The organism is Nonomuraea mangrovi (genome assembly GCF_042681425.1).
Taxonomy (GTDB): domain Bacteria; phylum Actinomycetota; class Actinomycetes; order Streptosporangiales; family Streptosporangiaceae; genus Nonomuraea; species Nonomuraea mangrovi.
In genome coordinates, this window is sequence record NZ_JBHUFV010000061.1 from 501,276 (window position 1) to 524,535 (window position 23,260).

General features: G+C 70.0%; 24 protein-coding genes. 11 read left to right on the top strand and 13 right to left on the bottom strand.

The window, feature by feature from the left end; translation table 11 throughout:
• Positions 1 to 84 precede the first annotated feature (84 nt).
• On the top strand, positions 85 to 996 hold the full coding sequence (locus tag ACFSKW_RS41285; RefSeq protein ID WP_379579530.1) for a LysR family transcriptional regulator: 912 nt from the start codon (positions 85 to 87) through the stop codon (positions 994 to 996).
• 38 nt (positions 997 to 1,034) lie between these two features.
• On the opposite strand, the gene ACFSKW_RS41290 is transcribed toward ACFSKW_RS41285, so the two are convergent.
• Positions 1,035 to 1,736: a lysophospholipid acyltransferase family protein gene (locus tag ACFSKW_RS41290; RefSeq protein ID WP_379579531.1), complete on the bottom strand. Its 702-nt coding sequence runs from the start codon at positions 1,734 to 1,736 to the stop codon at positions 1,035 to 1,037.
• Between the two features lie 200 nt (positions 1,737 to 1,936).
• On the opposite strand from ACFSKW_RS41290, the gene ACFSKW_RS41295 reads away from it, so the two are divergent.
• Both ACFSKW_RS41295 and ACFSKW_RS41300 read left to right on the top strand, forming a co-directional pair.
• Positions 1,937 to 2,695, top strand: a complete 759-nt coding sequence (locus ACFSKW_RS41295) for an alpha/beta hydrolase (protein WP_379579533.1) — start codon at positions 1,937 to 1,939, stop codon at positions 2,693 to 2,695.
• A 42-nt stretch (positions 2,696 to 2,737) separates the two neighbouring features.
• On the top strand, positions 2,738 to 3,190 hold the full coding sequence (locus ACFSKW_RS41300; protein WP_379579535.1) for a hypothetical protein: 453 nt from the start codon (positions 2,738 to 2,740) through the stop codon (positions 3,188 to 3,190).
• Here the strand turns inward: ACFSKW_RS41300 and ACFSKW_RS41305 are convergent.
• Genes ACFSKW_RS41305 through ACFSKW_RS41335 form a run of 7 tightly spaced genes read right to left on the bottom strand, consistent with a single transcriptional unit; the run spans position 3,183 to position 8,755 of the window.
• A complete protein-coding gene (locus ACFSKW_RS41305; RefSeq protein ID WP_379579537.1) occupies positions 3,183 to 4,283 on the bottom strand; it encodes a hypothetical protein in 1,101 nt (366 codons plus the stop codon). The genes ACFSKW_RS41300 and ACFSKW_RS41305 overlap by 8 nt on opposite strands.
• 36 nt (positions 4,284 to 4,319) lie before the next feature.
• Entirely contained in the window at positions 4,320 to 5,012 is a 693-nt protein-coding gene (locus ACFSKW_RS41310) for an endonuclease/exonuclease/phosphatase family protein (RefSeq protein ID WP_379579539.1), read from the bottom strand.
• A gap of 9 nt (positions 5,013 to 5,021) precedes the next feature.
• On the bottom strand, positions 5,022 to 5,954 hold the full coding sequence (locus ACFSKW_RS41315) for an ROK family glucokinase (protein ID WP_379579541.1): 933 nt from the start codon (positions 5,952 to 5,954) through the stop codon (positions 5,022 to 5,024).
• Between the two features lie 29 nt (positions 5,955 to 5,983).
• Positions 5,984 to 6,376: a hypothetical protein gene (locus tag ACFSKW_RS41320; protein ID WP_379579544.1), complete on the bottom strand. Its 393-nt coding sequence runs from the start codon at positions 6,374 to 6,376 to the stop codon at positions 5,984 to 5,986.
• Positions 6,369 to 7,532 carry an ArsA family ATPase gene (locus ACFSKW_RS41325; protein ID WP_379579546.1) on the bottom strand — a complete coding sequence of 388 codons (1,164 nt, stop codon included), beginning with the start codon at positions 7,530 to 7,532 and terminating at the stop codon, positions 6,369 to 6,371. The genes ACFSKW_RS41320 and ACFSKW_RS41325 overlap by 8 nt, the downstream gene beginning before the upstream one ends.
• Positions 7,529 to 7,966 (bottom strand): SRPBCC family protein, encoded by a 438-nt coding sequence (locus ACFSKW_RS41330; RefSeq protein WP_379579548.1) that lies wholly within the window; start codon positions 7,964 to 7,966, stop codon positions 7,529 to 7,531. Before ACFSKW_RS41330 ends, ACFSKW_RS41325 begins: the two co-directional genes overlap by 4 nt.
• Positions 7,967 to 7,987: 21 nt before the next feature.
• Entirely contained in the window at positions 7,988 to 8,755 is a 768-nt protein-coding gene (locus ACFSKW_RS41335; RefSeq protein WP_379579550.1) for a metallophosphoesterase family protein, read from the bottom strand.
• A 168-nt stretch (positions 8,756 to 8,923) separates the two neighbouring features.
• Here ACFSKW_RS41335 and ACFSKW_RS41340 point away from each other — a divergent pair, with 168 nt between their 5' ends.
• Positions 8,924 to 10,678, top strand: a complete 1,755-nt coding sequence (locus tag ACFSKW_RS41340) for an AMP-dependent synthetase/ligase (RefSeq protein ID WP_379579552.1) — start codon at positions 8,924 to 8,926, stop codon at positions 10,676 to 10,678.
• A gap of 109 nt (positions 10,679 to 10,787) precedes the next feature.
• Here ACFSKW_RS41340 and ACFSKW_RS41345 read toward each other — a convergent pair whose 3' ends face one another.
• Genes ACFSKW_RS41345 through ACFSKW_RS41355 form a run of 3 tightly spaced genes read right to left on the bottom strand, consistent with a single transcriptional unit; the run spans position 10,788 to position 13,803 of the window.
• The gene (locus ACFSKW_RS41345; RefSeq protein WP_379579554.1) at positions 10,788 to 11,939 is read right to left on the bottom strand and encodes a serine hydrolase domain-containing protein; all 1,152 of its coding nucleotides are present in this window, start codon (positions 11,937 to 11,939) and stop codon (positions 10,788 to 10,790) included.
• Between the two features lie 60 nt (positions 11,940 to 11,999).
• Positions 12,000 to 13,211: an FAD-dependent oxidoreductase gene (locus tag ACFSKW_RS41350; protein ID WP_379579556.1), complete on the bottom strand. Its 1,212-nt coding sequence runs from the start codon at positions 13,209 to 13,211 to the stop codon at positions 12,000 to 12,002.
• Positions 13,198 to 13,803 carry a PadR family transcriptional regulator gene (locus ACFSKW_RS41355; protein ID WP_379579557.1) on the bottom strand — a complete coding sequence of 202 codons (606 nt, stop codon included), beginning with the start codon at positions 13,801 to 13,803 and terminating at the stop codon, positions 13,198 to 13,200. Before ACFSKW_RS41355 ends, ACFSKW_RS41350 begins: the two co-directional genes overlap by 14 nt.
• A 235-nt stretch (positions 13,804 to 14,038) precedes the next feature.
• Between ACFSKW_RS41355 and ACFSKW_RS41360 the strand changes: the two genes are divergently transcribed.
• The 6 genes from ACFSKW_RS41360 (at position 14,039) to ACFSKW_RS41385 (ending at position 19,074) form a co-directional block, all read left to right on the top strand.
• A complete protein-coding gene (locus ACFSKW_RS41360) occupies positions 14,039 to 15,325 on the top strand; it encodes an ABC transporter substrate-binding protein (RefSeq protein ID WP_379579559.1) in 1,287 nt (428 codons plus the stop codon).
• A complete protein-coding gene (locus ACFSKW_RS41365; RefSeq protein WP_379579561.1) occupies positions 15,325 to 16,191 on the top strand; it encodes a carbohydrate ABC transporter permease in 867 nt (288 codons plus the stop codon). Before ACFSKW_RS41360 ends, ACFSKW_RS41365 begins: the two co-directional genes overlap by 1 nt.
• Positions 16,188 to 17,102, top strand: a complete 915-nt coding sequence (locus tag ACFSKW_RS41370) for a carbohydrate ABC transporter permease (protein WP_379579563.1) — start codon at positions 16,188 to 16,190, stop codon at positions 17,100 to 17,102. Before ACFSKW_RS41365 ends, ACFSKW_RS41370 begins: the two co-directional genes overlap by 4 nt.
• A gap of 371 nt (positions 17,103 to 17,473) precedes the next feature.
• On the top strand, positions 17,474 to 18,022 hold the full coding sequence (locus ACFSKW_RS41375) for a toxin-antitoxin system HicB family antitoxin (protein ID WP_379579565.1): 549 nt from the start codon (positions 17,474 to 17,476) through the stop codon (positions 18,020 to 18,022).
• Positions 18,023 to 18,079: 57 nt separating this feature from the next.
• Positions 18,080 to 18,874 carry a DUF4097 family beta strand repeat-containing protein gene (locus ACFSKW_RS41380; protein ID WP_379579567.1) on the top strand — a complete coding sequence of 265 codons (795 nt, stop codon included), beginning with the start codon at positions 18,080 to 18,082 and terminating at the stop codon, positions 18,872 to 18,874.
• Complete coding sequence (locus ACFSKW_RS41385) at positions 18,871 to 19,074, top strand: hypothetical protein (RefSeq protein ID WP_379579570.1); 204 nt, start codon at positions 18,871 to 18,873, stop codon at positions 19,072 to 19,074. Before ACFSKW_RS41380 ends, ACFSKW_RS41385 begins: the two co-directional genes overlap by 4 nt.
• A 710-nt stretch (positions 19,075 to 19,784) precedes the next feature.
• Here ACFSKW_RS41385 and ACFSKW_RS41390 read toward each other — a convergent pair.
• The gene (locus tag ACFSKW_RS41390) at positions 19,785 to 20,507 is read right to left on the bottom strand and encodes a winged helix-turn-helix transcriptional regulator (RefSeq protein WP_379579572.1); all 723 of its coding nucleotides are present in this window, start codon (positions 20,505 to 20,507) and stop codon (positions 19,785 to 19,787) included.
• 160 nt (positions 20,508 to 20,667) lie between these two features.
• On the opposite strand from ACFSKW_RS41390, the gene ACFSKW_RS41395 reads away from it, so the two are divergent.
• Positions 20,668 to 22,035 carry an FAD-binding oxidoreductase gene (locus tag ACFSKW_RS41395; protein WP_379579574.1) on the top strand — a complete coding sequence of 456 codons (1,368 nt, stop codon included), beginning with the start codon at positions 20,668 to 20,670 and terminating at the stop codon, positions 22,033 to 22,035.
• 120 nt (positions 22,036 to 22,155) lie between these two features.
• Here the strand turns inward: ACFSKW_RS41395 and ACFSKW_RS41400 are convergent, their stop codons facing one another.
• Positions 22,156 to 23,244: a glycosyltransferase family 4 protein gene (locus ACFSKW_RS41400; protein ID WP_379579576.1), complete on the bottom strand. Its 1,089-nt coding sequence runs from the start codon at positions 23,242 to 23,244 to the stop codon at positions 22,156 to 22,158.
• Positions 23,245 to 23,260: the final 16 nt, after the last annotated feature.

Genomic DNA, 23,260 nt, shown 5'->3' on the forward strand with positions numbered 1-23,260 from the left:
CTTCGGAACAGGTGGGAACGGGAAGCAGCCTCACCGTAGGATCGAGAGTGACCTGACTTCAAATGCATCTTTGGCAAGGTATGTATGCGTCAGACGCAACCATCGCTCGACCTGCTGATCGCTCTCGACGCGCTCCTGGAGGAGGGCAGCGTCTCGGGGGCGGCGTTGCGCCTGCGCCTGTCCGAGCCCGCGATGAGCCGCACGCTCGGCCGCATCCGCAGGGCGATGGGCGACCCGATCCTGGTCAGGTCGGGGCGGGCGATGGTCCCGACGCCGCGCGCGCTGGCCGTACAGGCGGAGGTGCGGTCGCTGGTGGAGGCGGCGCGCAGGGTGTTCGCCTCGCCCGCCGAACCCGACCTCGCCACGCTGAGGCGTGACTTCGCGATCCTGGCCTCCGACGCGGTCATCGCGGCGATCGCCGCCCCGCTCCTCACCCGCACGGTACGGCAGGCCCCCGGCGTGACCCTGCGCTTCGTTCCCGAGGGCCAGACCGACGTCAGGGCGCTGCGCGACGGGCTGGCGGACCTGGAGGTGACGGTCATCCAGGATGCCGCGCCGGAGACCAGGGTCGAGCCCCTGGCCGTCGACCGGCCCGTCGGCCTGGTGCGAGCGGGGCACCCCCTGCTCGAAGGGCCGATCACGCCCGAGCGCTACGCCGACGCCGACCATCTCCTGGTCACCCGGAGAGGACGGCTGGCCGGGCCGATCGACAGGGCGCTGGGCGAGCTGGGGCTGCGGCGCAGGGTGGTGGGCACGGTGCCCGCCTTCACCCAGTCGCTGATCGTCCTGCGGGAGACCGATCTGGTGGGGATGGTGGGCGCCTGGCAGGCTCCCGAGGCGGTGGCGGCCCTCGGCCTGGTGACGTTCGAGATCCCGCTGGAGCTGCCCACGATGGAGATCTCACAGGCCTGGCACCCGCGGCACGACGCGGACGCAGCGCACGCGTGGCTGCGCGCCACGGTCAGGCAGGTGTTCGCCGAGCAACCGGCGTGGTGATCAGCCCGTGGCGACCGGCCGGAGCCGATCAGCCGTGATCAGTTCTGGGCCGCCCTGGCCGCCCGCTCCATCTCGACGCGCGCGCTGGCGGCGTACTTGTCGACGTACTCCTGGCCGGACAGCTCCATCAGCGCGTACATGATCTCGTCGGTGACGGCCCTGAGCACCAGGCGGTCGTCCTCCATCCCGTAGTACCGGGAGAAGTCGAGCGGCTTGCCGAAGCGTACGCCTGGCCTGATACCGAGCTTGGGCAGCGGCCGTCCTGGCGGCATCATCTCGTAGGTGTTGACCATCGCCCACGGGATGACCGGGGCCCGCGACTCCAGCGCCAGCCTCGCCACGCCCGTCTTGCCCTTGTAGAGGCGGCCGTCGGGCGAGCGGGTGCCCTCGGGGTAGATGCCGAGCACGTGGCCCTCGGCCAAGATGCGCTTGCCGGTGCGCAGCGCCGCCTCGCTGGCCTTGCCGCCGGAGCGGTCGATCGGAACGGTGCCGACGCCGCTGAAGAACAGCCGGGTGAAGAAGCCCTTGACGCCGCTTCCGGTGAAGTAGTCGGATTTGCCGAGCGAGATCACCTTGCGGGGCAGGTGGAGCGCGCCGAAGAAGTGGTCGGCGAAGGACAGATGGTTGCCGGCGAGGATGACAGGACCCTGGCGCGGCACGTTGTCGAGGCCCTCGGCCCACGGCCTGAAGACCAGATGCAGGAACGGCGACAAGATGGCCTTCACCATCCAATAGAACACCTGGCCACCTCTTCCTCGGAACAGTCGGTAATCATCTTCGCATCTCGGAGGCGAAGCTCCTACACCACTACTCGCGCAACTCCCCCATATCATGCGACGATCGGGCAAATCGGGGCTCAATAACAGCGTTGACTTATGACAGCGTTGATTGTGCAGGCAGTGTTGAGCGTGCAGGGATGATTTCCCGGCGAGGAGCGGTTATGCCGGTCATGCCAGGTGCCGAGCCGTACCACCACGAGGCCGGACAGGTCGGGGTGTTGCTGTGTCACGGCTTCACCGGCACGCCCCAGTCCTTGCGCCCGTGGGGGGAGTACCTCGCGGCGCACGGTCTCAGCGTGGCCCTGCCCAGGCTCCCGGGACACGGCACCACCTGGCAGGAGATGAGCCACACCCGGTGGGAGGACTGGTACGCCGAGCTCGAGAAGTCCTTCGAGGACCTGCGCGGCAGGTGCGCGGAGGTGTTCGTGGCCGGGCTCTCGCTGGGCGGCTGCATGGCGTTAAGGCTGGCGGAGGTGCACGGGGCCGGCGTGAAGGGCGTGATCGTGGTCAACCCATCGATCGCCAACGACGTGCCGCTGCTGCGCCTCGCGCCGGTGCTGAAATGGTTCATCGCGTCGGTTCCCGGCGTGGCCAACGACATCAAGAAGCCGGGAGCGGTCGAACTGGCCTACGCGCGCACCCCCGTCAAGGCGGCGGCGTCGCTGCCATGGCTGTGGTCGCTCGTCCAGGCCGACCTCGGGACGCTCGACGCGCCGGTACTGGTCTTCCACAGCCCGGAGGACCACGTGGTCAAACCCACAAGCGTGGCGATCCTGCGTGAGCGGGTCGCCGGAGTGACGGTGGAGGAGCTCCCCGATAGCTACCATGTTGCGACTCTGGACAACGACGCCGACAGGATCTTTGCCGGGAGCCTGGACTTCATCAGGACACACGCCTCGGTACCCTTGCAGAGAGACTGATCGCTACCGGGGGGAAAGTGCGATCTTCGTGAAGGATGTGACGTGACGCCGCAGAGTGACGAGGACGAGGTCTGGCGTCAGATCGTCGCGTCCTACAACGAGCCCGACTCCGCCGATCAGCCCTGGCCCGACAGCGAGAACCTGTCCCCCGCCGAACAGGAGCCCGAGCCGACCCGCCGAGTGATCAAGGCCTCCGAGCCCGAGGACGTCGACGAGACGCCCCTCGTCGACGAGGAGGAGGAGGAGGAGGGCCATTTCGTGCCCGAGCCGCCCCCTCCCCTGCCCAAGGTCGACCTGGCCACCAAGGTGGCGTGGGTGGCGCTGTTCGGTGGCCCCGCCTACCTGCTGGTGGCGGCCATGAGTGGCTGGGACATGCAGGGCTGGGCACTGTTCACCGCGGTGGCCGCCTTCATCGGCGGCTTCGTGGCGCTCGTGGTCCGCATGGGGGACGGCCCACCCAACGACTCCGGCTGGGACGACGGCGCGGTCATTTAGCCGACGAGCGGCCGAACGACTCCACGACGTCGCTGTAGCGTTCGGCCGCGTCCACGACGTGGCCGACGGCCCACACGCCGCCCTTGCCGGGCAGGTACGTCACGGCCTGCAACCGCACACTGCCCCTGGTCTTCTCGGGGCCGCCGCGGATGACCTCCCACTGCTTCTTCTCGTTGCGCAGCAGGAACGCCTCGCCGTCGTGGTCGGGGTCGTAGCCGGAGACCCAGAAGCGGCCCTTGCCGTCGCCGGTCACGCCGTACAACCTGGCGCGTGACTCCGGCAGTTCGGCGCGCGTCCAGCGCTTGCCGTTCCACACGAGGGCGAGCGGCTCGGACACGCCGAGGTCCCCGTAGACGCCGCCCACCGCCACCGCCCGCTTGGCGCTGTCGATGTAGACGTCGCGCAGGTAGCCGCCGGGGATCGAGGGCAGCTCCATCGAGGTCCACTCGCCCTCGGCGTACCGCATGATCAGCGGCGCCTTGCCGGTGTCACCGACCGCGAAGGAGCCGGCGACCGCGTAGAGGGAGCCCTTCTCCTCGATCTGGTGGAAGGTCCACTTGCCGTCCTGCCCGGTCAGCAGCAGGCCCTTGCCGTCGCGGCTGCCCGCCGCGACGACCCTGCCCGCGCGCGCGTCGATGCCGCCGAACCAGTCGCCCGCCCGCATGCCGGGCACCCTGACCCTGTCGAAACCGCTCGCGTCGCCCCTGCCGAGGTACGGCAGGCCGTCGTGGCCGTCGCCGACCGTCCACACCTGGCCTGCCGAGACCGCCGACACGCTGCGCAGCGGCCCCGCGCCCGTCGCGTCGCGGATGGGCACCTCGCTCCACCCTGTGCCGTTCCACCGGCCGACGGCGCCGCGGTTCTCCCACACGTCCCAGATCTGCTGCTGGCCGACCGCCCACACCTCGTTCGCGGAGACGGCGTCCACGTCGGTCAGTGAACTGTCGGCACTGAGACGCACGCTCGTCGAACGCTGCCACGCCTCGATCGGCGTGCGGACGGGCTCGGCGTGCGCGGCGCTCACGACGGGCAGGCCGGAGACTATGGTGGCCACGCACAGGAACAGCGCACGCCGCCGAAGGCGACGGGTCATGACCAAATGGTACGGCCACCGATGACGCGACGCGGACTAGGCCCGTACAAGCCTGGCGACCACCGGAAGGTGATCGGTGGCGGCGACCAGGTCGGCGGGATCGGCGTCGGCACCGCCGCACCAGGCCACCTGGAGCCCCTGGGTGGCGAAGATCGCGTCGATGCGCCTGTCGGGGCGGGCGGCCCTGAAGGTCAAACCATTACCTCGTGGCGCCCTCGGGTAGCAGTCGCTCAGTCTGGCCGCGATGTACCGCCAGGTGGTCTTGTCGTCCTGCTCGTTGATGTCGCCCGCCAGCACGATCGCCGCGTCGAACCTCGCCGCGACCTGCTCGATCATGGCGACGGCCTCGGTGGCATGGTGGAGCCTGGCCGCCTCGTCGAGGTCGAGGTGGATCGAGGCGACGGCGAAGCGCGCGCCTTCGACCTCGACGACCGCGATGGCCACCGCCCTGATCTCCAAACCTAAGAAGATCTTTAAGACGTGGCTCTCGCTGTGCAGCAGCCGTACCCCGGGGGCGAGCAGGATGGCGACACCGCCGAGCCTGCCGCCCGCGGCCACGCGCATGCCCGCGGACTCGGCCAGCTCCATGCGGCGGCGCCGCCAGCACAGCAGCCGCGGCGCCTCCTGCACGCACAGCACGTCAGGGCTCATGGCCCTGATGACCCTGGCAAGCGCGGCGACGTCATCCTTCATGCCGCGCACGTTGTAGGTGCCGACCGTGATGGTCACTCCGTGAATTTAACGCCTGCGCGCCAGATCCGCAGCGCCTACGAGCCCGGCGGAAGCGCCGAGTTCGGCGAGCTTGATCCCGGCGACGGGCCGGTGGCCCCTGCCGGTCAGCACGCGCCCGAACGTCTCGCGGGTCCTGTCGAGGAACAGGTCGGCCGCCCTGGACACGCCGCCGCCGACGATGAAGAGCCCAGGGTCGAGGACCGCGGCCAGGTCGGCCATGCCCTGGGCCAGCCAGTCGGCCATCGCGGTGAAGGCCGCCAGCGAGGCCTCGTCTCCCTGCCTCGCGGCCTCGGTGATCTCCTCGCCCTCGACCGTGCCCCCTGACAGGCCGAGCAGGACGGCGGCCCGCTCCGGCTGGTCGGCGACGATCTCGCGGGTCTCGCGGACGAGGGCGTTGCCGCTGGCGTACTGCTCCCAGCAGCCGAGGTTCCCACACCCGCAGAGCCTGCCCTCGGGCACGACCTGCATGTGGCCAAGCTCGGCGCCCATGCCCCAACGGCCGCGGTAGAGCTGACCGTCGATGACGATGCCGCCGCCGATGCCGGTGCCGACGGTGATGCAGACGAGGTGGCTCTCGCCCCTGCCCGCGCCGAAGCGGGCCTCGGCCCACGCCATGGCGTTGGCGTCGTTCTCCACGATCACGGGCAGGCCGATCAGCTCGGTGATCTTCTTCTGGAGCGGCTCCTCGCGCCAGGCCAGGTTGGGCGCGAAGCGGACGACGGAGCGGGTCTCGTCGACGAATCCGGCCGCGCCGACGCCGACCGCCTCGATCTCCTTGCCCTTCGCCAGCTCTTTGACGACGTCGGCCACCGTCGCGGCCACCTGGTCGGGCCGGTCGGCGGGGGTCGGCCGCAAGGCGTTCTCGATGATGGCGCCGTTCTCGTCCACCACGCCCGCGGCGACCTTCGTGCCGCCGATGTCCACGCCGATCGTCAGCATGTCCGTCCCAACCTTTCTTCCGGGGCTCCTCAGCCCAGGTCGATGTGCTCCACGTCCTCGTGCCGCTCCTCGCGGGGCCTTCGGGGGGAACTCGGACGGCTCAGCGCGTCGACCGCCTGGCGGAAGGCGGCGAACAGCTCGCCGCCCGCGGCCATCAGGTGCCCGGTCACGTCTGACCCCGACTCCTTCTGCGCGGCGATGGCCCTGCAGACCGGGCACGCGCGGCAGATGTACTCGCCTTCGGGGTGCTCGGCCACGGCCTCGCCCCACACGTCCCGCTCGCGCCCGCCACCGCCGCCGGTGAACGAATTGATCACCGTCTTGCCCACCTGGCGGGTCGCGCGCCCCTGCAGCGCGTCGAACAGCTTGCGCGCCTCCTCGGCGACCGTGCCGATGGGATCTCTGTCATTGCTCTCAGTCATCTCGCCCTCCTGTCACGAACCGTACCCGGAGGCGGCCGTCACGGAGCACGGCGCCGCTGATGTTCCTGCGGGCCAGCGCGGTGGGCAGGGCCAGGATCCTGCGGTACGGCCCGGCCGTGACGATCAGCTCGTCGCCCTTGCGGGCCAGGTCGACCTCGTTCTTGTCGGCTCCCGGCAGGGCCAGCGACAGCTCGTGCCCGTCGAAGGCCAGCGGCGGATCGACGTCGGGATCGGCGAAGGGATCGCCGCCGGCGTAGATGCCTTCGCCCACCTCGGCCAGCGCGGCGGCGCCGACGGGCTCGCCAGGCAGGTAGGGCACGACGTGGACGGGCAGCGGAGCGAACGACTCCTCGGCCTCGGCCAGCAGCTTCGACTGCGCCTTCACCCACTGGGAGCGCCACTCGTCGGCGCCGTCGGCGGGGAAGACGCGGTTGGCGATCACGGCGTCGACGCGGTAGCCGTACAGGTTGAGAGAGGTGAGCGTGCGCCTGGCCTCGGCCAGCACCACCGACTCCGGCGTCAGCACGAGACGGACGGAGGCGGACTCGCCCGTGAGCAGCTCGCGCACCTCCATGAGACCGCGGTGGAAGCGCTCGCCGGCGCTCACGACCTCCTCGCCCGGCGTGCTGACGTGGGCGAGGCTGCGCACGAACGGGGCGACGACCTTCATCAGCCTGCGCCCGACGGGCAGCAGGCGTGAGACGTGCCAGTCGAGCGCCTCGGGCAGGGCCAGCAGGCGAAGCGTCTCGGCGGTCGGCGCGCAGTCGACGACGATGACGTCCCAGCGGCCCGAGTGCGCCTGCTCGCGCAGCTCCAGCAGCGCGATGACCTCCTCGGCGCCCGGCAGGACGGTGATCTCCTCCGAGGTGATCGCGTCGAGGCCCAGCTCGGAGAACAGCCCTCTCGCGTAGTCCTGCAGCTCTCCCCAGTGGCGTTCGAGCGACTTCTGGGTGTCGACCTGGTGGAGGTGCAGGCCCGGCTCGATCTCCACCGGCTGGTCGCCCACGCTGACGTCGAGCGCGTCGGCCAGCGAGTGCGCGGTGTCGGTGGAGACGACCAGTGTCTTCAGCCCGCGCCGCGCGGCCAGGGTCGCCGTCGCCGCGGCCACCGTGGTCTTCCCGACGCCGCCCTTACCGGTGAAGAGCAGGACTCTCATCGGCCTTCGACACGCTTCTTCAGGCCCTTGAGCGCCGTGTCGACGATGACCTTCTCGGCCTTGCGCTTGATCATGCCGATCATCGGGACCTTCAGGTCGACCGCGAGCTCGTAGGTCACCTCGGTGGCGCTGCCCCGGTCGGCGAAGGTGTAGCTCCCCTTGAGCTCGCGCACCATGGTGCCGGACTCGACGACCTGCCAGCTGACGCTCTCGTCGTCGATCCATTCGTAGCCGAGGGTGTAGGTGTCGCTGATCACCCCCGCGTCGAGCACGAAGCGCACGGTCTGCGGACGGCCGGCGCCGTTCGTGCTCAGAACCTCGGCCGACTTCACCTGACCTGCCCATTCGGGATAGGCGGGGAAGTCGGCGACGACGGTCATCACGCGGGAGCGGTCGGCGTCGATGGTGATGCTCGACGTGGTGCGATCAGCCATGCGACAAAGGTACCGGTCGGGTCACCATTCGAGGACGTACGGGACGCCCTTTCCACGGAAATGACCGACGTTCACGCACTCTGTCCTGCCGATCCTGGTACGCGCGTAGAGCGGCTGGTGCACGTGGCCGAACAGCGCATAGCGGGGCTGGGTCCGCCTGATCGCCTCCAGCGTCGCCTCGCTGCCCCGCTCGTAACGCCTGGCCACCACGTCGTAGAGCAGTTCGGGCACCGCGGGCGGGATGTGACAGCACAGGACGTCCACCTCGCCTACCGCCTCCACCTTGGCGGCGAACTCCTCGTCGGAGATCTCGTACGGCGTGCGGTACGGGGTGCGAAGCCCGCCGCCGACGAACCCGAACGTGAGCCCGCCGATCTCCACGGTCTGACCGTCGAGCACCTGGAGCCCTGGCTTGAGGTAGTCACCCCACAGCCTGGGCAGGTCGACGTTGCCGTAGGTGAGGTAGGCAGGCGTCGGCATCGCCTCGAACAGCCGCGCGTACTGGTCCCTGACGATCCGCTCGATGTGCTCGCGCGGGTCGCCGCCGAGTCCCGCCCACAGCTTCGCCGACATCTCCCTGGCCTCGTCGAACCGCTTGGCGGTGCGCAAGGCGATGAACTCGGCCGCGTTCCGCGCGCCGAACAGTTCGGGGAAGATGCCCTGCGCGTGGTCGTCGTAGTCGATGAACAGGATGAGGTCGCCCAGGCAGATCAGCGCGTCGGCGCCGTCGCCCGCGCGGGCCAGCGCGTCGACGCTTCCGTGGACATCGCTCACGACATGCACCCGCATACGGCACACCCTAACGGCGGGGCCTCGTGGCTCGTGCGGCACAGCGCCCGTTGGCTGCTAGCGTGATGAACGCCCTAGATAACGCCTGTGTGACGAGGCTACCCACGCGTAACTTAACGCGGTAGCGTCCTCGGTCGTCCCAGTAGCGTGCACCCGGAGGAGTGATCCGTGCGCGAGTACAGCGTCCCCGTCCTGGTGGATGTCCCGCTAACCGCCAACTGCACCGACACGGTCTTCCGGAGGGGCGAGCAGGAGCCTGGGGCGGTCGTGATGCGCAGGAAGGCCGGCGAGAGCTGGCCGGCGGTCACCGCTCGCGAGTTCCGTGACGAGGTCGCCGCGCTCGCCAAGGGCCTCATCGCCGCGGGCATCGAGCCGGGCGACCGCATCGCGCTGATGTCGCGCACGCGCTACGAGTGGACCGTCATCGACTACGCCATCTGGGCGGCCGGCGCGGTCAGCGTGCCGGTCTACGAGACCTCCTCCACCGACCAGGTCGCGTGGATCCTGTCCGACAGCGGCGCCAAGGCCGCCTTCGTCGAGCTCGACGCCCACGAGGAGACCGTCAAGACGGCGCGGCCCGAGCTGGAGAACGTCTGGCGGGTGGAGCAGATCGCCGAGCTCACCGGTCCTGACGTCACCGACGAGACGCTCGAGGCCCGCCGTACCTGCAGGGCGGGCGGCGACCTCGCGACGATCATCTACACCTCGGGCACCACGGGCAGGCCGAAGGGCTGCAGGCTCACCCACGACAATCTGCTGTTCACCTCGATCAACGTGGCCCGCGGGCCGCTGGAGCAGCTGTTCGACGAGCCTGGCAGGGCGGCGCTGCTGTTCCTGCCGCTGGCCCACGTGTTCGCCAGGGTGATCCAGATCGTGCTCGTCGAGACGGGCACCGTCCTCGCCCACACCCCGAACATGAAGAACGTCGCGCCCGACCTGGCCGCCTTCCGGCCGACGTTCCTGCTGGGCGTGCCCAGGGTCTTCGAGAAGGTCTACAACGGCGCGGAGCAGAAGGCCATCTCCGGCGGCAAGGGCAAGATCTTCGCCCGCGCGGCCGACGTGGCCATCGCCTACAGCAAGGCTGAGGCCGCCGGCGGCGCGCCGCTCGGCCTCCGCCTGCGACACAAGCTCTTCGACAAGCTCGTGTACGGCAAGCTCCGTCAGGCCACCGGCGGCCGCCTGACCGCGGCCGTCTCCGGCGGCGGCGCGCTCGGCGAGCGGCTCGGCCACTTCTTCACCGGCGTGGGCATCGAGGTGTTCGAGGGGTACGGCCTGACGGAGACCACCGCGCCCATCTCCGTCAACATGCCGGGCGCCAACAAGATCGGCACCGTCGGCAAGCCGATCCCCGGCGCGAGCGTCAGGATCGACGAGGACGGCGAGATCCTCACCAGGGGCCGCCACGTCTTCCACGGCTACTGGAACAACGACGAGGCCACCGCGGCCGCGATCGACTCCGACGGCTGGTACCACACGGGCGACGTCGGCGAGCTGGACGGCGACGGGTACGTGCTGATCACCGGGCGCAAGAAGGAGCTGCTGGTCACGGCCGCGGGCAAGAACATCGCGCCCGCGCCGCTGGAGGACGCGATCAGGGCGCACCCGCTGATCTCCCAGGCCATGATCGTCGGCGACGGCCGCCCGTTCGCGGCGGCCCTCATCACGCTCGACCCCGAGGCGCTGGCTCAGCGCGGGCTGTCCGCCAAGCAGGCCAAGCAGGACACCGCGGTGCTGGCGGAGGTCCAGTCGGCGGTCGACGCGGCCAACGGGAGCGTGTCCAAGGCCGAGCAGATCAAGAAGTTCGTCATCCTCGACGCGGACCTCACGGAGGAGAGCGGCCACCTGACGCCGACTCTCAAGGTCAAGCGCAACCTGGTGATGCGGGACTTCGCCTCCGACATCGACGCCCTGTACACCAGGTGACGGCGACGGCCTCCGCCGCCGGCGCTCTTCGCGAGCGCCGGCGGGATCGGCCTCGGGTCACGTCGGCCGCCATCGCCCCGCGTGCCGCGGGTCACGCCGCCGCGGGCGGCTAGCCCCGGCTGTAGGCCGCCTGGCGCAGCGTGTCGTCGAGCGCCCCGCGGGCGGCGTCCGTCAGGTTCCTGTCATAGGTGACGACCACCGAGATCCCGTTGTCCCACATGGCGAAGAAGGAGCTGAACTGCCGCGGGGTGGTCGCCGACGACTGCCAGCTACCGTGATGGAAGAGGTTGCGGCCCGACGACGTGCGCACCACGAACATCCCCAGCGACGCGGTCGGCTTGCGCGGGTTGGACAGGGCGTCGATGAACCGGTGCGCCGCCGGGCTCAGCAGCCGGGAGCGGGGGTCGTAGGCGCGGGCGAACATCGCGTAGTCGACCGCCGAGATCTCCCAGCCGCCGAAGGCGCCCATGGCGCGGATGCCTGCGCCGATCCTGGCCTGGGCGGCGCCCCGCGGAGCCAGCGCCATGCGGCGGCAGTAGGACTCGTAGGGCTCGCGCGTGACCGCCTGGATGACGAGCCCGAGAACGGCGTAGTTGATGTTGTTGTAGACCTCGCTCCTGGGCATGGTGCTGAGCGGCTGCGCCAGCGCGCGGCGGACGAGGATCCTGTCGGAGGAGGCGGCGTTGGGGATGCCGGCCAGTCCGGCCTGGGAGGGATCGAAGGTGATCCTGCTCGTGTGCCGCAGCAACTGTTCGACGGTGATGTTCCCGACCGCCCTGCTCGCCCATCGCCCGGTCATCTTCCTGAAGCTCGGGGGCAGCGAGTAGAGCGGCGTGTTGAACCGGAGCCTGCCGTCGTCGATGAGCGACATGACGCACACCGCTGTGATCGACTTCGACAGCGAGGCCACGGGGGTGGGCGTCTCGGCCGACATCTCGTTGTAGCCGTAGGAACCGACGAGTTCGTTGTCGCGCATCACGGCGAGGCCGGCGTTGCCGACCCCGTTGGCGGGCATCCATGCGCGAAGGGCGGCGTTGACGCGGTCCTGGACGGTGGATCCCTGGACGGTGGATCCCTGGACGGTGGATCCCTGGACGGTGGATCCCTGGACGGCGGACCGCGGGAGGGTGGACTGCCGGGCACCGGCGTGGGCCGCCGGGGACATGCCGATCGCCATCGCCGCCGCGAGGGCGAGCGTCACGAATCGCCTGGCGCGAGCGGTCATCGCGCGGCCTGCCCCGTCCTGCGGATGCTGGTTCATCAGGGTCTCCTGAGCAGAGGGCCTTTCCCCAAGGGATAGCGCCCACCGCCTTCAAGACGCCTACAGCGCGGCGGCGAGGGCGGGGACCGGGGTGTCCCACTCCACGTGGTGGCGTTGCTCAGGACCGAGGGCGCGCTCGGGGGCGAGGAAGGTGCGCGTCGCCAACGGCATCATCAGGCGCATCATCGCGATGGCGAACGGCCCGAGCGCCTTGCTGTTGTTGGTCCTGGACGCCCTGGCGGCGACCTTCTCGACCCTGTCGCGGCGCAGCCGTACGTAGGCGGAGAAGGCGCTGGGCGCGTCGGGCAGGTCGCGCAGGCAACGGGCGAGCTGGACCGCGCTCTCGGCCGCCAGTGACGCGCCCTGCCCCGAGCTGGGCGACGGCGCGTGGACGGAGTCGCCGACCAGCACCATCCTGTCGCTGTGCCAGCGCGGCACGCTCGGCATGATCGCGACCGTGCCGAGCGTGACCAGCGCCTCTTCGCCGGTGTGGCGCAGCAGATCAGGTCCAGGCACGTCGTGGGCGTAGATCTCGCGCAGCCTGCGCAGCCACTCGCCCGCGGGCACCTGCCTCGCCTGGGCCGCCGTCATCGGCGCCTCGTGGGGGAGGTTGGCGAACCAGGCGGTCCTGCCGTCGGGCTGCACCCAGTAGCCGAGGAAGCCGCGCCTGCCGAAGACGAAGGAGGCGGCGTCGGTGCGCGCGGGCAGCGCGATGTCGGCCAGGCCGCCGAAGTTGAGGAGGGGGACGTGGCGCGGGCCCGGCGCGGCAGGGTCGATGAGCGTGCGGACGACGGAGTTGATGCCGTCGGCGCCGACGAGGATGTCGGCGGTCGCGCTGCCCCCGTCGGCGAACCTGGCGGTGACGCCGGTGGGGCTCTCCTCGGCATCGACCAGGCGCCTGCCGTGCTCGATGGGGACGCCCGAGGCGACGGCGTGCTCGTGCACCGCGCGGTACAGGTCGGAGCGCCACATCGCCTGGCTGGGCTCGAGGTCGGCCAGCCCGGAGAACTCGCCGATGCGCCTGCCGGCACCGTCGGTGATCACCGTGCGCGTCACGGGCTGCCCCACGGCCTTGACGGGCGTGTCGGCTCCGACGACCCGTAACGCGTCGAGCCCGTTCGGAGCGATGGTGAGCGTGCCGCCGATGCCGTCCGCGCTGCCCGTGTACGCCTCGTAGACGCTCGCCTCGATGCCCGCGCGGCGCAGTGCCATCGCGGTCACGGGCCCGGCGATGCCGCCGCCGATCACCAACGCTGTCCTAATCGCTGTCATGCTGACTCCCGAAGACCGTGTGCCATGTCGTGATGTAGTCGGGTTGCTGGAGCGACTCGATGAGCCGGGTGACGAAGCGGAGCTCGGCCTCCAGAACGGCGAGCCGATACTCCTCCTCGACGAGGAAGACCCACGCGACGCCGCCGTCGGTCGCCGCGCGCACGCCTTCGCGGATCTCGAGCGTCCGCGCCTCGAGCGCGGCCGTGCGCCGTCGCAGCAGGTCGACCGCCTCGGTGGGGTTGAGGACGCTGAGCAGGGAGAGCGCGGCCCCGAAGTTCGGATACTCCTCGGCGGGCATGGCGACCAGTTCGCGCAGCCAGTCGTAGAGCTCGTGCCTGCCCTCGTCGGTGAGCGCGTAGAGCGTGCGCTCGGGCCGCTCGGTGTCGCGCACCGTCTCCCGCTCGACGATGAAGCCCGCCTTCGCCAGCTGCTTGACCACCATGTACAGCGAGCCCCTGTTGTACTTGAAGCTGCGGTCCTTGTCGGTCTCCTGCAGCCGCCGCCCGAGCTCGTACGGATGCATCGGCTCCATCAACAGGAACGCCAGCACCGCCAACGCCAACGGGTTGGACACCTTGCGACGGTTATCCACCGCACCTCCTTAGTTGATATCAACTATCCATATCCGGCTAGTTGATGTCAACTATCAATTGATCAGTTCTCCCCCGATCACGCCCGCGCCGACCCCGAGCGCCCGGCCGGAGCCCGCCATTCGCGCGGGCCGACCCCTGTAATCGTTAGGAAAGTTACGTTGACATTCGTGCTGATTCTGTGGAGATTTGCGGGATATCGGGGGAATCTGAGGGTCGGTCAAGGAGGAACCCACCATGACCCAACGACTGCCGATCACCCGCCGAAACCTGCTGCTCGGCGCAGCGGCCTTCGGAGTCCCCGCGATCCTCGCGGGATGCGGCAACCCCAACGATCGACGAACCCCCGGCGCGAGCGGCTCCGCGGCGCGCGGCACGATCACCATCGGATCCAACGCGTCCGACGAGATTCCCAAGAAATCACTCGAAACCGTGATCAAGGCCTTCACGCAGGCCGACGTCAGGATCAACACGGTCGACCACAACACCTTCCAGGAGAACATCAACCGCTACCTGAAGGGCACGCCCGACGACGTGTTCACCTGGTTCGCCGGTTACCGCATGCAGTTCTTCGCCGAGCAAGGGCTCGCCACCGACATCTCGGACGTGTGGCAGGAGATCGGCGCGGACTACACCCCCGCGTTCAAGGCGGCCTCGACCGGCTCGGACGGCAAGCAGTACTTCGTCCCGTTCACCTACTACCCATGGGCGGTCTTCTATCGCAAGAGCCTGTGGGAGGAGAAGGGATACCAGCCGCCCAAGACGCTGGACGAGTTAACCGCGCTGGCCAGGAAGATGAAGACCGACGGGCTCATCCCGATCGCCTTCGCCGACAAGGACGGCTGGCCGGCGATGGGCACCTTCGACATCCTCAACATGCGAACGAACGGCTACGACTTCCACATCTCGCTCATGGCGGGCAAGGAGGCGTGGACCGACCCGAAGGTCAGGCAGGTCTTCGACACCTGGCGGGGCCTCATGGAGTTCCACCAGCCCGCGGCGCTGGGCCGTACCTGGCAGGAGGCCGGGCAGTCGCTCGCCCAGAAGAAGACCGGCATGTACCTGCTGGGCATGTTCGTCGCACAGCAGTTCCCCGAAGCCGATCGCGACGACATCGACTTCTTCACCTTCCCCGAGATCAACCCGCAGTTCGGCACCGACTCCATCGACGCGCCCATCGACGGCTACATGATCTCGGCCAAGGCCAAGAACGTGGACGGAGCCAAGGCGCTGCTCAAGCACTTCGCCCAGGCGACCTCCCAGAACGCGGCCACCAAGCTCGACCCCGGCACGCTGGCCTCCAGCTCCAAGGCCGACACCAGCGGCTACAGCGCGCTGCAGAAACGCGGCGCCGAGCTGGTCTCGCAGGCCACGCACATCGCCCAGTTCCTCGACCGCGACACCAGGCCCGACTTCGCCTCGACCGTGATGATCCCCGCGCTGCAGCGGTTCGTCGGCAAGCCCGACGACATCGACTCGCTGCTCAAGGACATCGAGGCGCAGAAGGCCAACATCTTCCGTTGATGAGCCGCCGCTACTCCCGCAGGGACGTCGCCGTCCTGAGCCTCGGGCTCGGGACGGCCATCCTGGTCAACGTGGCTCTCATCTGGGGACCCACGCTGGCCTCGATCGCGCTGTCGGGCACCGACTGGAACGGCATCTCCGAGCTGCGCTGGATCGGGACGCGCAACTACGGAGACCTGGCGGGCGAGTACCCGCCGTTCTGGTCGGCGGTCCGCAACAACGTGCTGTGGCTGGGCTTCCTCGGCCTGATCGCGACGCCGTTCGGGCTGTTCTGCGCGGTGCTGCTCGACCGGCGGCTGCGGCTGTCGCGGGTCTACCAGAGCGCGCTCTACCTGCCCGTCGTGCTGTCGCTGGCCGTCGTCGGCTTCATCGCGCAGCTCGTCTACTCCTCCGACTACGGCGTGCTGAACGCGGTGACCGGGCTGACCACCGACTGGCTCGGCGACAGCAGCATCAACATCTGGGTCATCATGATCGCCGCGGCCTGGCGGCATGTCGGTTACGTGATGATCATTTACCTGGCCGGGCTGAAGGCGGTCGACCCCGCGCTGAAGGAGGCCGCGGCGATCGACGGGGCCAACGAGGCGCAGTCCTTCTTCCGCGTCGTGTTCCCGACCCTTCGGCCGATCAACGTCATCGTGCTGGTGATCACGGTGATCGAGGCCTTGCGCGCCTTCGACATCGTCTACGCCGTCAACAAGGGCAGGAACGGGCTCGAACTGCTGTCGGTGCTGGTCACCGAGAACATCGTGGGCGAGGCGAGCAGGATCGGGTTCGGCTCGGCCATCGCGGTGATCCTGCTGGTGATCTCGATGGGGTTCATCGTCACCTACCTGACGCAGCTGTTCAAGGAGGACCACAGGTGACGCTGACCGCCGCCCGCCCCGCCGCCGTCGAACCCGGACGCGGGCCGGCCAGGCGCCCCTTCCGCCCGCTGCGCGTGCTGCTGCACGCCTTCCTCGGGCTGGTGGCGCTGGGCTGGCTGCTGCCGCTGCTGCTGGCCGTCTACGCCTCGCTGCGGCCGTACGAGGAGACGGCGGAGCTCGGCTACCTCTCGCTGCCGCGCACGCTCACGCTCGACTACTACACGCAGGCGTGGGACCAGGCCGACCTGCCGAAGTACTACCTCAACACGCTCATCATCGTCGTGCCCGGCGTGATCCTCACGCTGCTGATGGCCTCCTTCACCGCCTTCGCCATCGCGCGGCTGCGCATCCCCGGGCGCAAGGTGCTGCTGGTGGTGTTCACGGCGGGCAACCTGCTGCCGCCACAGGTGCTGATCACACCGCTGTACACGCTGTACACGCTGATCCCACTGCCGTGGTGGCTGTCCGACTCGCTGTCGCTGTACGACTCGTATCTCGGGCTGATCCTCGTGCACGTGGCGTTCCAGTTCGGGTTCTGCGTGTTCGTGCTGGCCAACTTCATGCGGACCATCCCCGAGGAGATCTCCGAGGCGGCGCTCGTGGACGGGGCGAGCGTGTGGCGGCGGTACTGGCAGCTGACGCTCCCGCTGTGCCGTCCCGCGCTCGCGGCGTTGTCGACGCTGCAGTTCACCTGGATGTACAACGACTTCCTGTGGGCGCTGGTGCTGATGTCATCGGGCGACAAGCTGCCGGTGACGTCGGCGCTGAACAACCTACGCGGGCAGTTCTTCACCGACTACAACCTGCTGGCCGCGGGGTCGCTGCTGGTGGCGCTGCCGACGTTGATCGTCTTCCAGCTGCTGCACAAGCAGTTCGTCTCCGGTCTCACCCTGGGCTCCACGAAGGGCTGACCGGACCACCTCTCCCATGGAGGCCGTCGAGCCCGCCCCGGCGCCTGGCCCCCGGGTCTCCCGGGGGCAGGGCCGTACGAAAGGAAGGGGTGTGCGCGGCTCCGACCTGCGGTGCGTCAGCCGGGTCCGACACCTCCCCCGACAACGCCGGTGGCCGCGACCCGCGCGCTCCGGCCTCCCGGTGGTACGGCGACGCGGTCGAGGTGCGCCCGCACGCCCGCGTCGACGCCTCGGGATCTCCAGCGACAAGGCCGTCAGGCTGCCCGGCTGGACGCCTGAACGCTCGGGGCGCGACTACCTCGACGACGAAGGCCACACTCCTTGACGTCACCCCTCTTGCGGTGACGTCACCTTGATGCCATGATGACATCATGGATCTGACGCAGTACATCGAGAACCTGCGACGCGAGTTCGGCGACGCGGCCGAGGCCGCGGGCCCCGAGGCCCGCGCCACGGCCGACCGGCTCACCGGGCTGCTCGATTCGGCGCTGCGGCTCACCCTGATCGAGGTGCTCTCCGAGGCCGCTGACGAGTTGACCAGGGAGATCGAACCTGGTGTCGTCGACGTGCGCATCCGCGGCAGGCAGCCGGAGTTCGTGGTGACCATGCCGAGCACCTGGCACGCGGGCCCGTCTGGCGCTCCCACGCCGCCCGGCGCGCCCTACCCGCCTTTTCCACCCGCGCCGCCCGAGCCGCCCGTCCCGCCGGGTGACGCCGACCAGGGCACGGCCAGGATGACGCTCCGCCTGCCCGAGGCGCTCAAGGCCCGCATCGAGCGGGCCGCGGCCACCTCGGGCGTCTCGGTCAACGCGTGGCTGGTCAAGGCACTGTCCGGCGCAGTGTCCGGCGCGGCGTCCGAGCCCTCGTCGCAGAGCCGTCCACCCACCGTCGGCCGCCGTATCAGCGGCTGGGTGAGCTGACGCTCTCCTCTCTTTCTCTTTCTCTTCTCACTCTCCGAACACCGATGGAGTTCCGTCATGCCTGTCTTTCCCACGCCCGAGCCCGTCTCCGTCCGCGTCGACTTCCCCGCGGGCCGGCTCCGCGTCATCGCGTCCGAACGCGATGACACCGACGTCGAGGTACGGCCGGCCGACCCCCGCAGCGCGTCCGACGTCGAGTACGCCCAGAACGTCCTCGTCGAGCACGCCGACGGGATGATCACCGTCAAGGCTCCCGAGAGTCCACGACTCAGGAGGACGCCCGCGCTCGACGTCACCATCTCCCTGCCCACCGGCTCCGACCTGCGCGCGACCACGGCCGCGGCCGACGTCACGACCACAGGGCAGCTGGGCGAGGTCAGGGTCAAGTGCGCCTCCGGTGACGTCACCGTGGAGCACGCGGCCAGGTTCGACGTCAAGGCCGCCTCGGGCGACGTCAGTTGTGACGTCATCGACGGCGAGGCGGTCATCGACGCCACCTCGGGGGCCGTCCGGCTCGGCGCGGTCCACGGCACCACGACGGTCGTCACCGCCTCCGGCGACACCGTCATCGGTCACGCGGGCGGCGACGTCGGCAGCCGTAGCGCGTCGGGCGACCTCGTCGTCAGGAGCATCGGGCGCGGCAACGTGACCGCGAAGACCGCCTCCGGTGACGTCACGATCGCGATCGCCGAAGGGTCCGCCGCCTGGCTCGACGTCTCGTCGCTGTCCGGGCGGGTCAAGTCCGAGCTGCGGCAGTCAGGCGAGCCGGCCGAGGGTGTCGGCACCGTCGAGGTGCGCGCGCGCACGCTGAGCGGCGACATCTCCATCGTCAGGGCGGAGGGTTCCCGATGAACGACCAGCTGTTCCAGCTGTACGCCGAGTCCGTGCACCGCGACCGCGTCGCGGAGGCCGAGCGCATGGCCGTCCTGCGTCCGCGTCGCCCAGGCCACCGGGGCGCCGTCCGTCACGCGCTGGCGCTCGGCCTGCACCGCCTGGCCGACTCCATCGACTCATCCCGCCCGACCCACGCCCACCCCTCCCCCTCCCGCTGACCCTCACCGCGCCCTCCCGGTGAGCGTCAGCAGCCCTGCCGGGCCTCACCGCCCCCCGCTGAGCGTCATCACTCCTCCGGTGAACGGCACCGCCCCTTCCCGACCAGCGGCACCACCCCTCCGGTGAGCGGCACCGCCCCTTCCCGACAAGCGGCACCACTCCTCCGGTGAGCGCCACCGCCCCGCCCGGCCCGCCGCCCGGGTGCGCGATGAGCCCCACAGCGGAACGTCTTCGCAGGCCGCAGCGGGTGAGGAAGGCCTCGTCCAAGCGCGTGCTCCGGACCGGAAGCCCTGGGACGAGCCCGGCGCTCGGCGCAACCTCCGACGCCGAGCTGAGCGTTCCCCCAGCTCATCGAGCTGCCCAAGCCGGGCGCGACCCACAAGGTCAATGCGGTGATCGGCAACGTCGAGTGGGTCGACGGTGTCATCGAGCTCCGCACGCCGGTGAGCGGAAGTGCGCCTCGGCCATCCACGACCCCGAGACCGTCGGCAACCACCCTTACGGCAAGGGCCGGCTGCTCGACATCACCGTGACGGACCCTCGCCGGCTCGACGAACAGGCTCGGCAACGCGTAACGCCCGAGGGCGGGCCACGTCCGGCCTGCCCGTCCGACTACCGCTGACCGCTGCCGAAGACGACGCCGACGTGGAAGCCGAGGCCACGGGCTGACGCCTGTCGGGCCGATCAGGCTGGAGAAGGATCAGGCCGGTCACCGCCAGCCTGACACCGCCATGGAGCCCGCCGAGCTCGCCACGGTATGGGAGACCGGCTTGATGCGGGCGAACATGCTGCGGGCGTTCCAGGTGGGGAAGGCTCGTACGAGCCACGCGGGGCCGTGGAGTTGGATGCGGCGGTCACCGGTGGCTTCGGCCCAGGAGAGTTGGCCGGCATGCCATTTGACGAAGGCTTCGGCTTCCGCCGTGATGTAGAGGTCCTCATCGATGCCGGGGTACACCTTGCAGATCTCGGTGTCTCCGTGCTCGATCAGCAGCCAGAACCGCTCGCGGTGCCGGCGGCCGACGAAGTCGAAGCGGATGACGACGCGTCGATCCGGGAGCCGGTCCCTGCGGAGCGCGTTGCACATCGACCACAGAGCCACGAAGGGATCGAGGTGCTCGGGGGCGATCTCGAGCCAGGCGGCACCCCATTCGCCGAGCGACACGCAGACCTTGAAAAGGTCATGACCCGCGGGCGTGAGCTCGTAATGGCGCCCGCGCCCTGCGGGCTTGAGCACCGACTCGACGATGCCGAACCGTTCGAGCTGCTTGAGCCGTTGCGAGAGCAGGGTACGAGAGAGCCCCGGCGCGCCCGCCAGGATCTCACCGAAACTTCCGCAGCCCAGGTGCAGGTTGCGGATGATCAGTGGCGTCCAGCGCTCGGCGAAGATCTCGGCCCCACGGGCGATGGGGCAGTACTGGCCATACGTCCGCATGACACCAGTGTCGAACGTCCGCTTTCGGCTGTGAAGTCCAGATTGTTGACTTCACTGCCTCGGTCCACGGTGGTGCGATGGAGCTGTCGCGAGAGGAGGACCGATGACGACACCGACTATTGAGCAAGTCGGCCGCTTGAGCAAGAAGGAGGCAACCGCGATGAAGATCGATGGATTCCGGGGCCGGCTCATCACCGCTGACCACACCGACTACGACACCGCCCGAGCCGTGTGGAACGGTGCCGTCGACCGGCGCCCCCGGGTGATCGCACGATGCGGCGGGACCGCCGACGTGGCCGCGGCCATGCGCTTCGCCCGCGACCACGACCTGGAGATCGCCGTCCGGGGCGGGGGTCACAACGTGGCCGGCACCGCGGCGTGCGACGACGGGATCGTCATCGACCTCTCGGCGATGCGGGCCGTGTGGGTCGACCCCGCCGGCCGCACAGCTCGGGTCCAGGGTGGCGCTCTGTGGGGCGACGTCGACCATGAGACGCAGACCCACGGTCTGGCCACTACCGGCGGCATCGTGAGCCACACCGGGGTCGCCGGGCTCACGCTCGGCGGCGGCATCGGCTTCCTCATGCGCAAACACGGGCTCGCCGTCGACAACCTGCTGGCCGCCGAGGTGGTCACCGCCGAGGGCGGCATCGTCCGGGCGTCCGCGGACGAACACCCTGATCTGTTCTGGGCGCTGCGAGGCGGCGGCGGCAACTTCGGTGTCGTCACCTCGTTCCGCTTCGCGCTGCACCCCGTCGGCCCGACCGTGATGGCCGGACCGGTCTTCTGGGCGGCCGACGACACCGCCGACGTGCTGCGCTTCTACCGGGACTTCACCGCCGCGGCGCCCGACGAGCTCGGCACCGTCGTCAGGCTCGGCACCGTCCCCCCGCTGCCGGTCATCCCCGAGGGCCTGCACTATCGGCCGGCCCTCGCCGTCGCCTGCTGCTACGCCGGCGCCGTCGAGGACGGCGAACGTGCGGTGCGGGCCCTGCGGCGGTTCGGGACGCCGCTCGTGGACCTGCTCGCCCCCACCCCATACGTGGCCCACCAGAGCGGCCTGGACGACTCCGTCCCCCACGGGTGGCACTACTACTGGAAGGCCACGAACCTCGCGGGCCTCTCCGACGGGGCCATCGACACCATCGCCGATCACGCCTACACCGCAGGCTCACCCCGGACATACGCGGCGATGTTCCACATGGGCGGCGCCGTCGCACGGGTCCCCGACGACGCTACCGCCTACACCGGTCGCGACGTGGAACGCAACATCGTCATCGACGCCGTGTGGCTCCCCGACGAGTCCGGGGAGCGGGCCGCGGCCGAGACCGCCTGGGCCCGGGGGTTCCTTGAGGCCCTTCAGCCGCACCGCGCCGGCGTCTACGTCAACTTCCTGGATTCCGACGACGACTCAAGCCGCGTGCGGGAAGCCTACGGCGATCACACCTACCGGCGACTCGCCGAGGTCAAGGCCAAGTACGACCCCGACAACGCCTTCCACCACAACAAGAACATCCACCCCGGTTGAGCGGTGGCCGGCGGCGATGCTGAGGGCAGCCGGTCGGTCTCGGTTGCCCTCAGACGGCGTGCCCAGGAGGCCCGTGGTTCACCGTGAGCGGCATGAGGGCCGGCGGCATCGCGCACGCGGTCACAGGAGGGTGTGGAAGCGGGCGGCGACGTGCTCCCAGTCCCATTCGCCCGACACCCACTCCCTGCCCCGCTCGCCCATCTTCCGTGCCCGTTCGGGATCCGCCAGCAGGTCGATCAGCGCGCCCGCCACCTCGTCCACCGACCTGCCGTCCACGACGAGCCCGGTCTCGCCGTGCCGTACCGCGTCGGGAGCCCCGCCGGACGCCCCCGCGACGACGGGCAGCCCGGTCGCGGACGCCTCGAGGAACACGATCCCCAGCCCCTCGACGTCGATCCCGCCGAGCCGTGTCCTGCACGGCATGGCGAAGACGTCGCCCACCGCGTAGTACGAAGGAAGCAGCGAAGAAGGCACGATCCCGGTGAACCGTACCGACTGGCCGAGGGGCGCCGCCATGCGGATGAGGCGCCGGCGGTCGGGCCCGCCGCCGACGATGAGGAGCACCGCGGAGGGGACGGCCCGCAGCACCAGAGGCCACGCCCTGATCAGCTGGTCCTGCCCTTTGCGGGGGACGAGCCTCGACACGCACACCGCGACCGGCCTGCCGTCGAGCCCGAGCGAGCGTCGCAGGTCGGCGGCCTCCACCGACGGGTGGAAGAGGACCGGGTCGACGCCCGGCGCGAGCCGGACGAGCTTGGCGGCGGGCACCACGCCCGCGAGCCTGGCGTGGGTGTAGGACCCCAGGTAGGTCACCACGTCCGCGTGGTCACCGATCCGCCGCATCAGCGGGCGGAACAGCGGCGAGGACTCGTGCCCGTGGGTGAGCATGACGATCCTGCGCGCGCCCGCGGCGCGCAGTCGGGGCGCGAGGAGCCCGAGCGGGGCAGCCGCGCCGAAGACGACGGTGTCGGCGCGATGGTCGGCCACGAGCCCTGCCGCCCTTCGCGCCGCGGCCACCGTGGGGAGCATGAGCGAGGTGGGATGCCTGACGACGGGGTACGGCTGCCGCCGGTCGAACTCCTCGCAGCCGCGCCATCGTGAGGCGTAGACGAGGACGGAGGGGGTCCGGAGCGCGAGCCCGTGCACGAACGACTGGATGCCGCCCGGCCGGGGCGGGAAGTCGTTCGTGACGATGAGGACCCGGGTCATGGGCGCCCCCGGACCG

Coding starts and splice junctions, on each gene's coding strand:
- ACFSKW_RS41285 (WP_379579530.1), top strand. CDS start 85: ATGCGTCAGACGCAACCATCGCTCGACCTGCTGATCGCTCTCGACGCG.
- ACFSKW_RS41295 (WP_379579533.1), top strand. CDS start 1,937: ATGCCGGTCATGCCAGGTGCCGAGCCGTACCACCACGAGGCCGGACAG.
- ACFSKW_RS41305 (WP_379579537.1), bottom strand. CDS start 4,283: ATGACCCGTCGCCTTCGGCGGCGTGCGCTGTTCCTGTGCGTGGCCACC.
- ACFSKW_RS41315 (WP_379579541.1), bottom strand. CDS start 5,954: ATGCTGACGATCGGCGTGGACATCGGCGGCACGAAGGTCGCCGCGGGC.
- ACFSKW_RS41320 (WP_379579544.1), bottom strand. CDS start 6,376: ATGACTGAGAGCAATGACAGAGATCCCATCGGCACGGTCGCCGAGGAG.
- ACFSKW_RS41325 (WP_379579546.1), bottom strand. CDS start 7,532: ATGAGAGTCCTGCTCTTCACCGGTAAGGGCGGCGTCGGGAAGACCACG.
- ACFSKW_RS41330 (WP_379579548.1), bottom strand. CDS start 7,966: ATGGCTGATCGCACCACGTCGAGCATCACCATCGACGCCGACCGCTCC.
- ACFSKW_RS41335 (WP_379579550.1), bottom strand. CDS start 8,755: ATGCGGGTGCATGTCGTGAGCGATGTCCACGGAAGCGTCGACGCGCTG.
- ACFSKW_RS41345 (WP_379579554.1), bottom strand. CDS start 11,939: ATGAACCAGCATCCGCAGGACGGGGCAGGCCGCGCGATGACCGCTCGC.
- ACFSKW_RS41350 (WP_379579556.1), bottom strand. CDS start 13,211: ATGACAGCGATTAGGACAGCGTTGGTGATCGGCGGCGGCATCGCCGGG.
- ACFSKW_RS41360 (WP_379579559.1), top strand. CDS start 14,039: ATGACCCAACGACTGCCGATCACCCGCCGAAACCTGCTGCTCGGCGCA.
- ACFSKW_RS41365 (WP_379579561.1), top strand. CDS start 15,325: ATGAGCCGCCGCTACTCCCGCAGGGACGTCGCCGTCCTGAGCCTCGGG.
- ACFSKW_RS41375 (WP_379579565.1), top strand. CDS start 17,474: ATGGATCTGACGCAGTACATCGAGAACCTGCGACGCGAGTTCGGCGAC.
- ACFSKW_RS41380 (WP_379579567.1), top strand. CDS start 18,080: ATGCCTGTCTTTCCCACGCCCGAGCCCGTCTCCGTCCGCGTCGACTTC.
- ACFSKW_RS41385 (WP_379579570.1), top strand. CDS start 18,871: ATGAACGACCAGCTGTTCCAGCTGTACGCCGAGTCCGTGCACCGCGAC.
- ACFSKW_RS41390 (WP_379579572.1), bottom strand. CDS start 20,507: ATGCGGACGTATGGCCAGTACTGCCCCATCGCCCGTGGGGCCGAGATC.
- ACFSKW_RS41395 (WP_379579574.1), top strand. CDS start 20,668: ATGAAGATCGATGGATTCCGGGGCCGGCTCATCACCGCTGACCACACC.
- ACFSKW_RS41400 (WP_379579576.1), bottom strand. CDS start 23,244: ATGACCCGGGTCCTCATCGTCACGAACGACTTCCCGCCCCGGCCGGGC.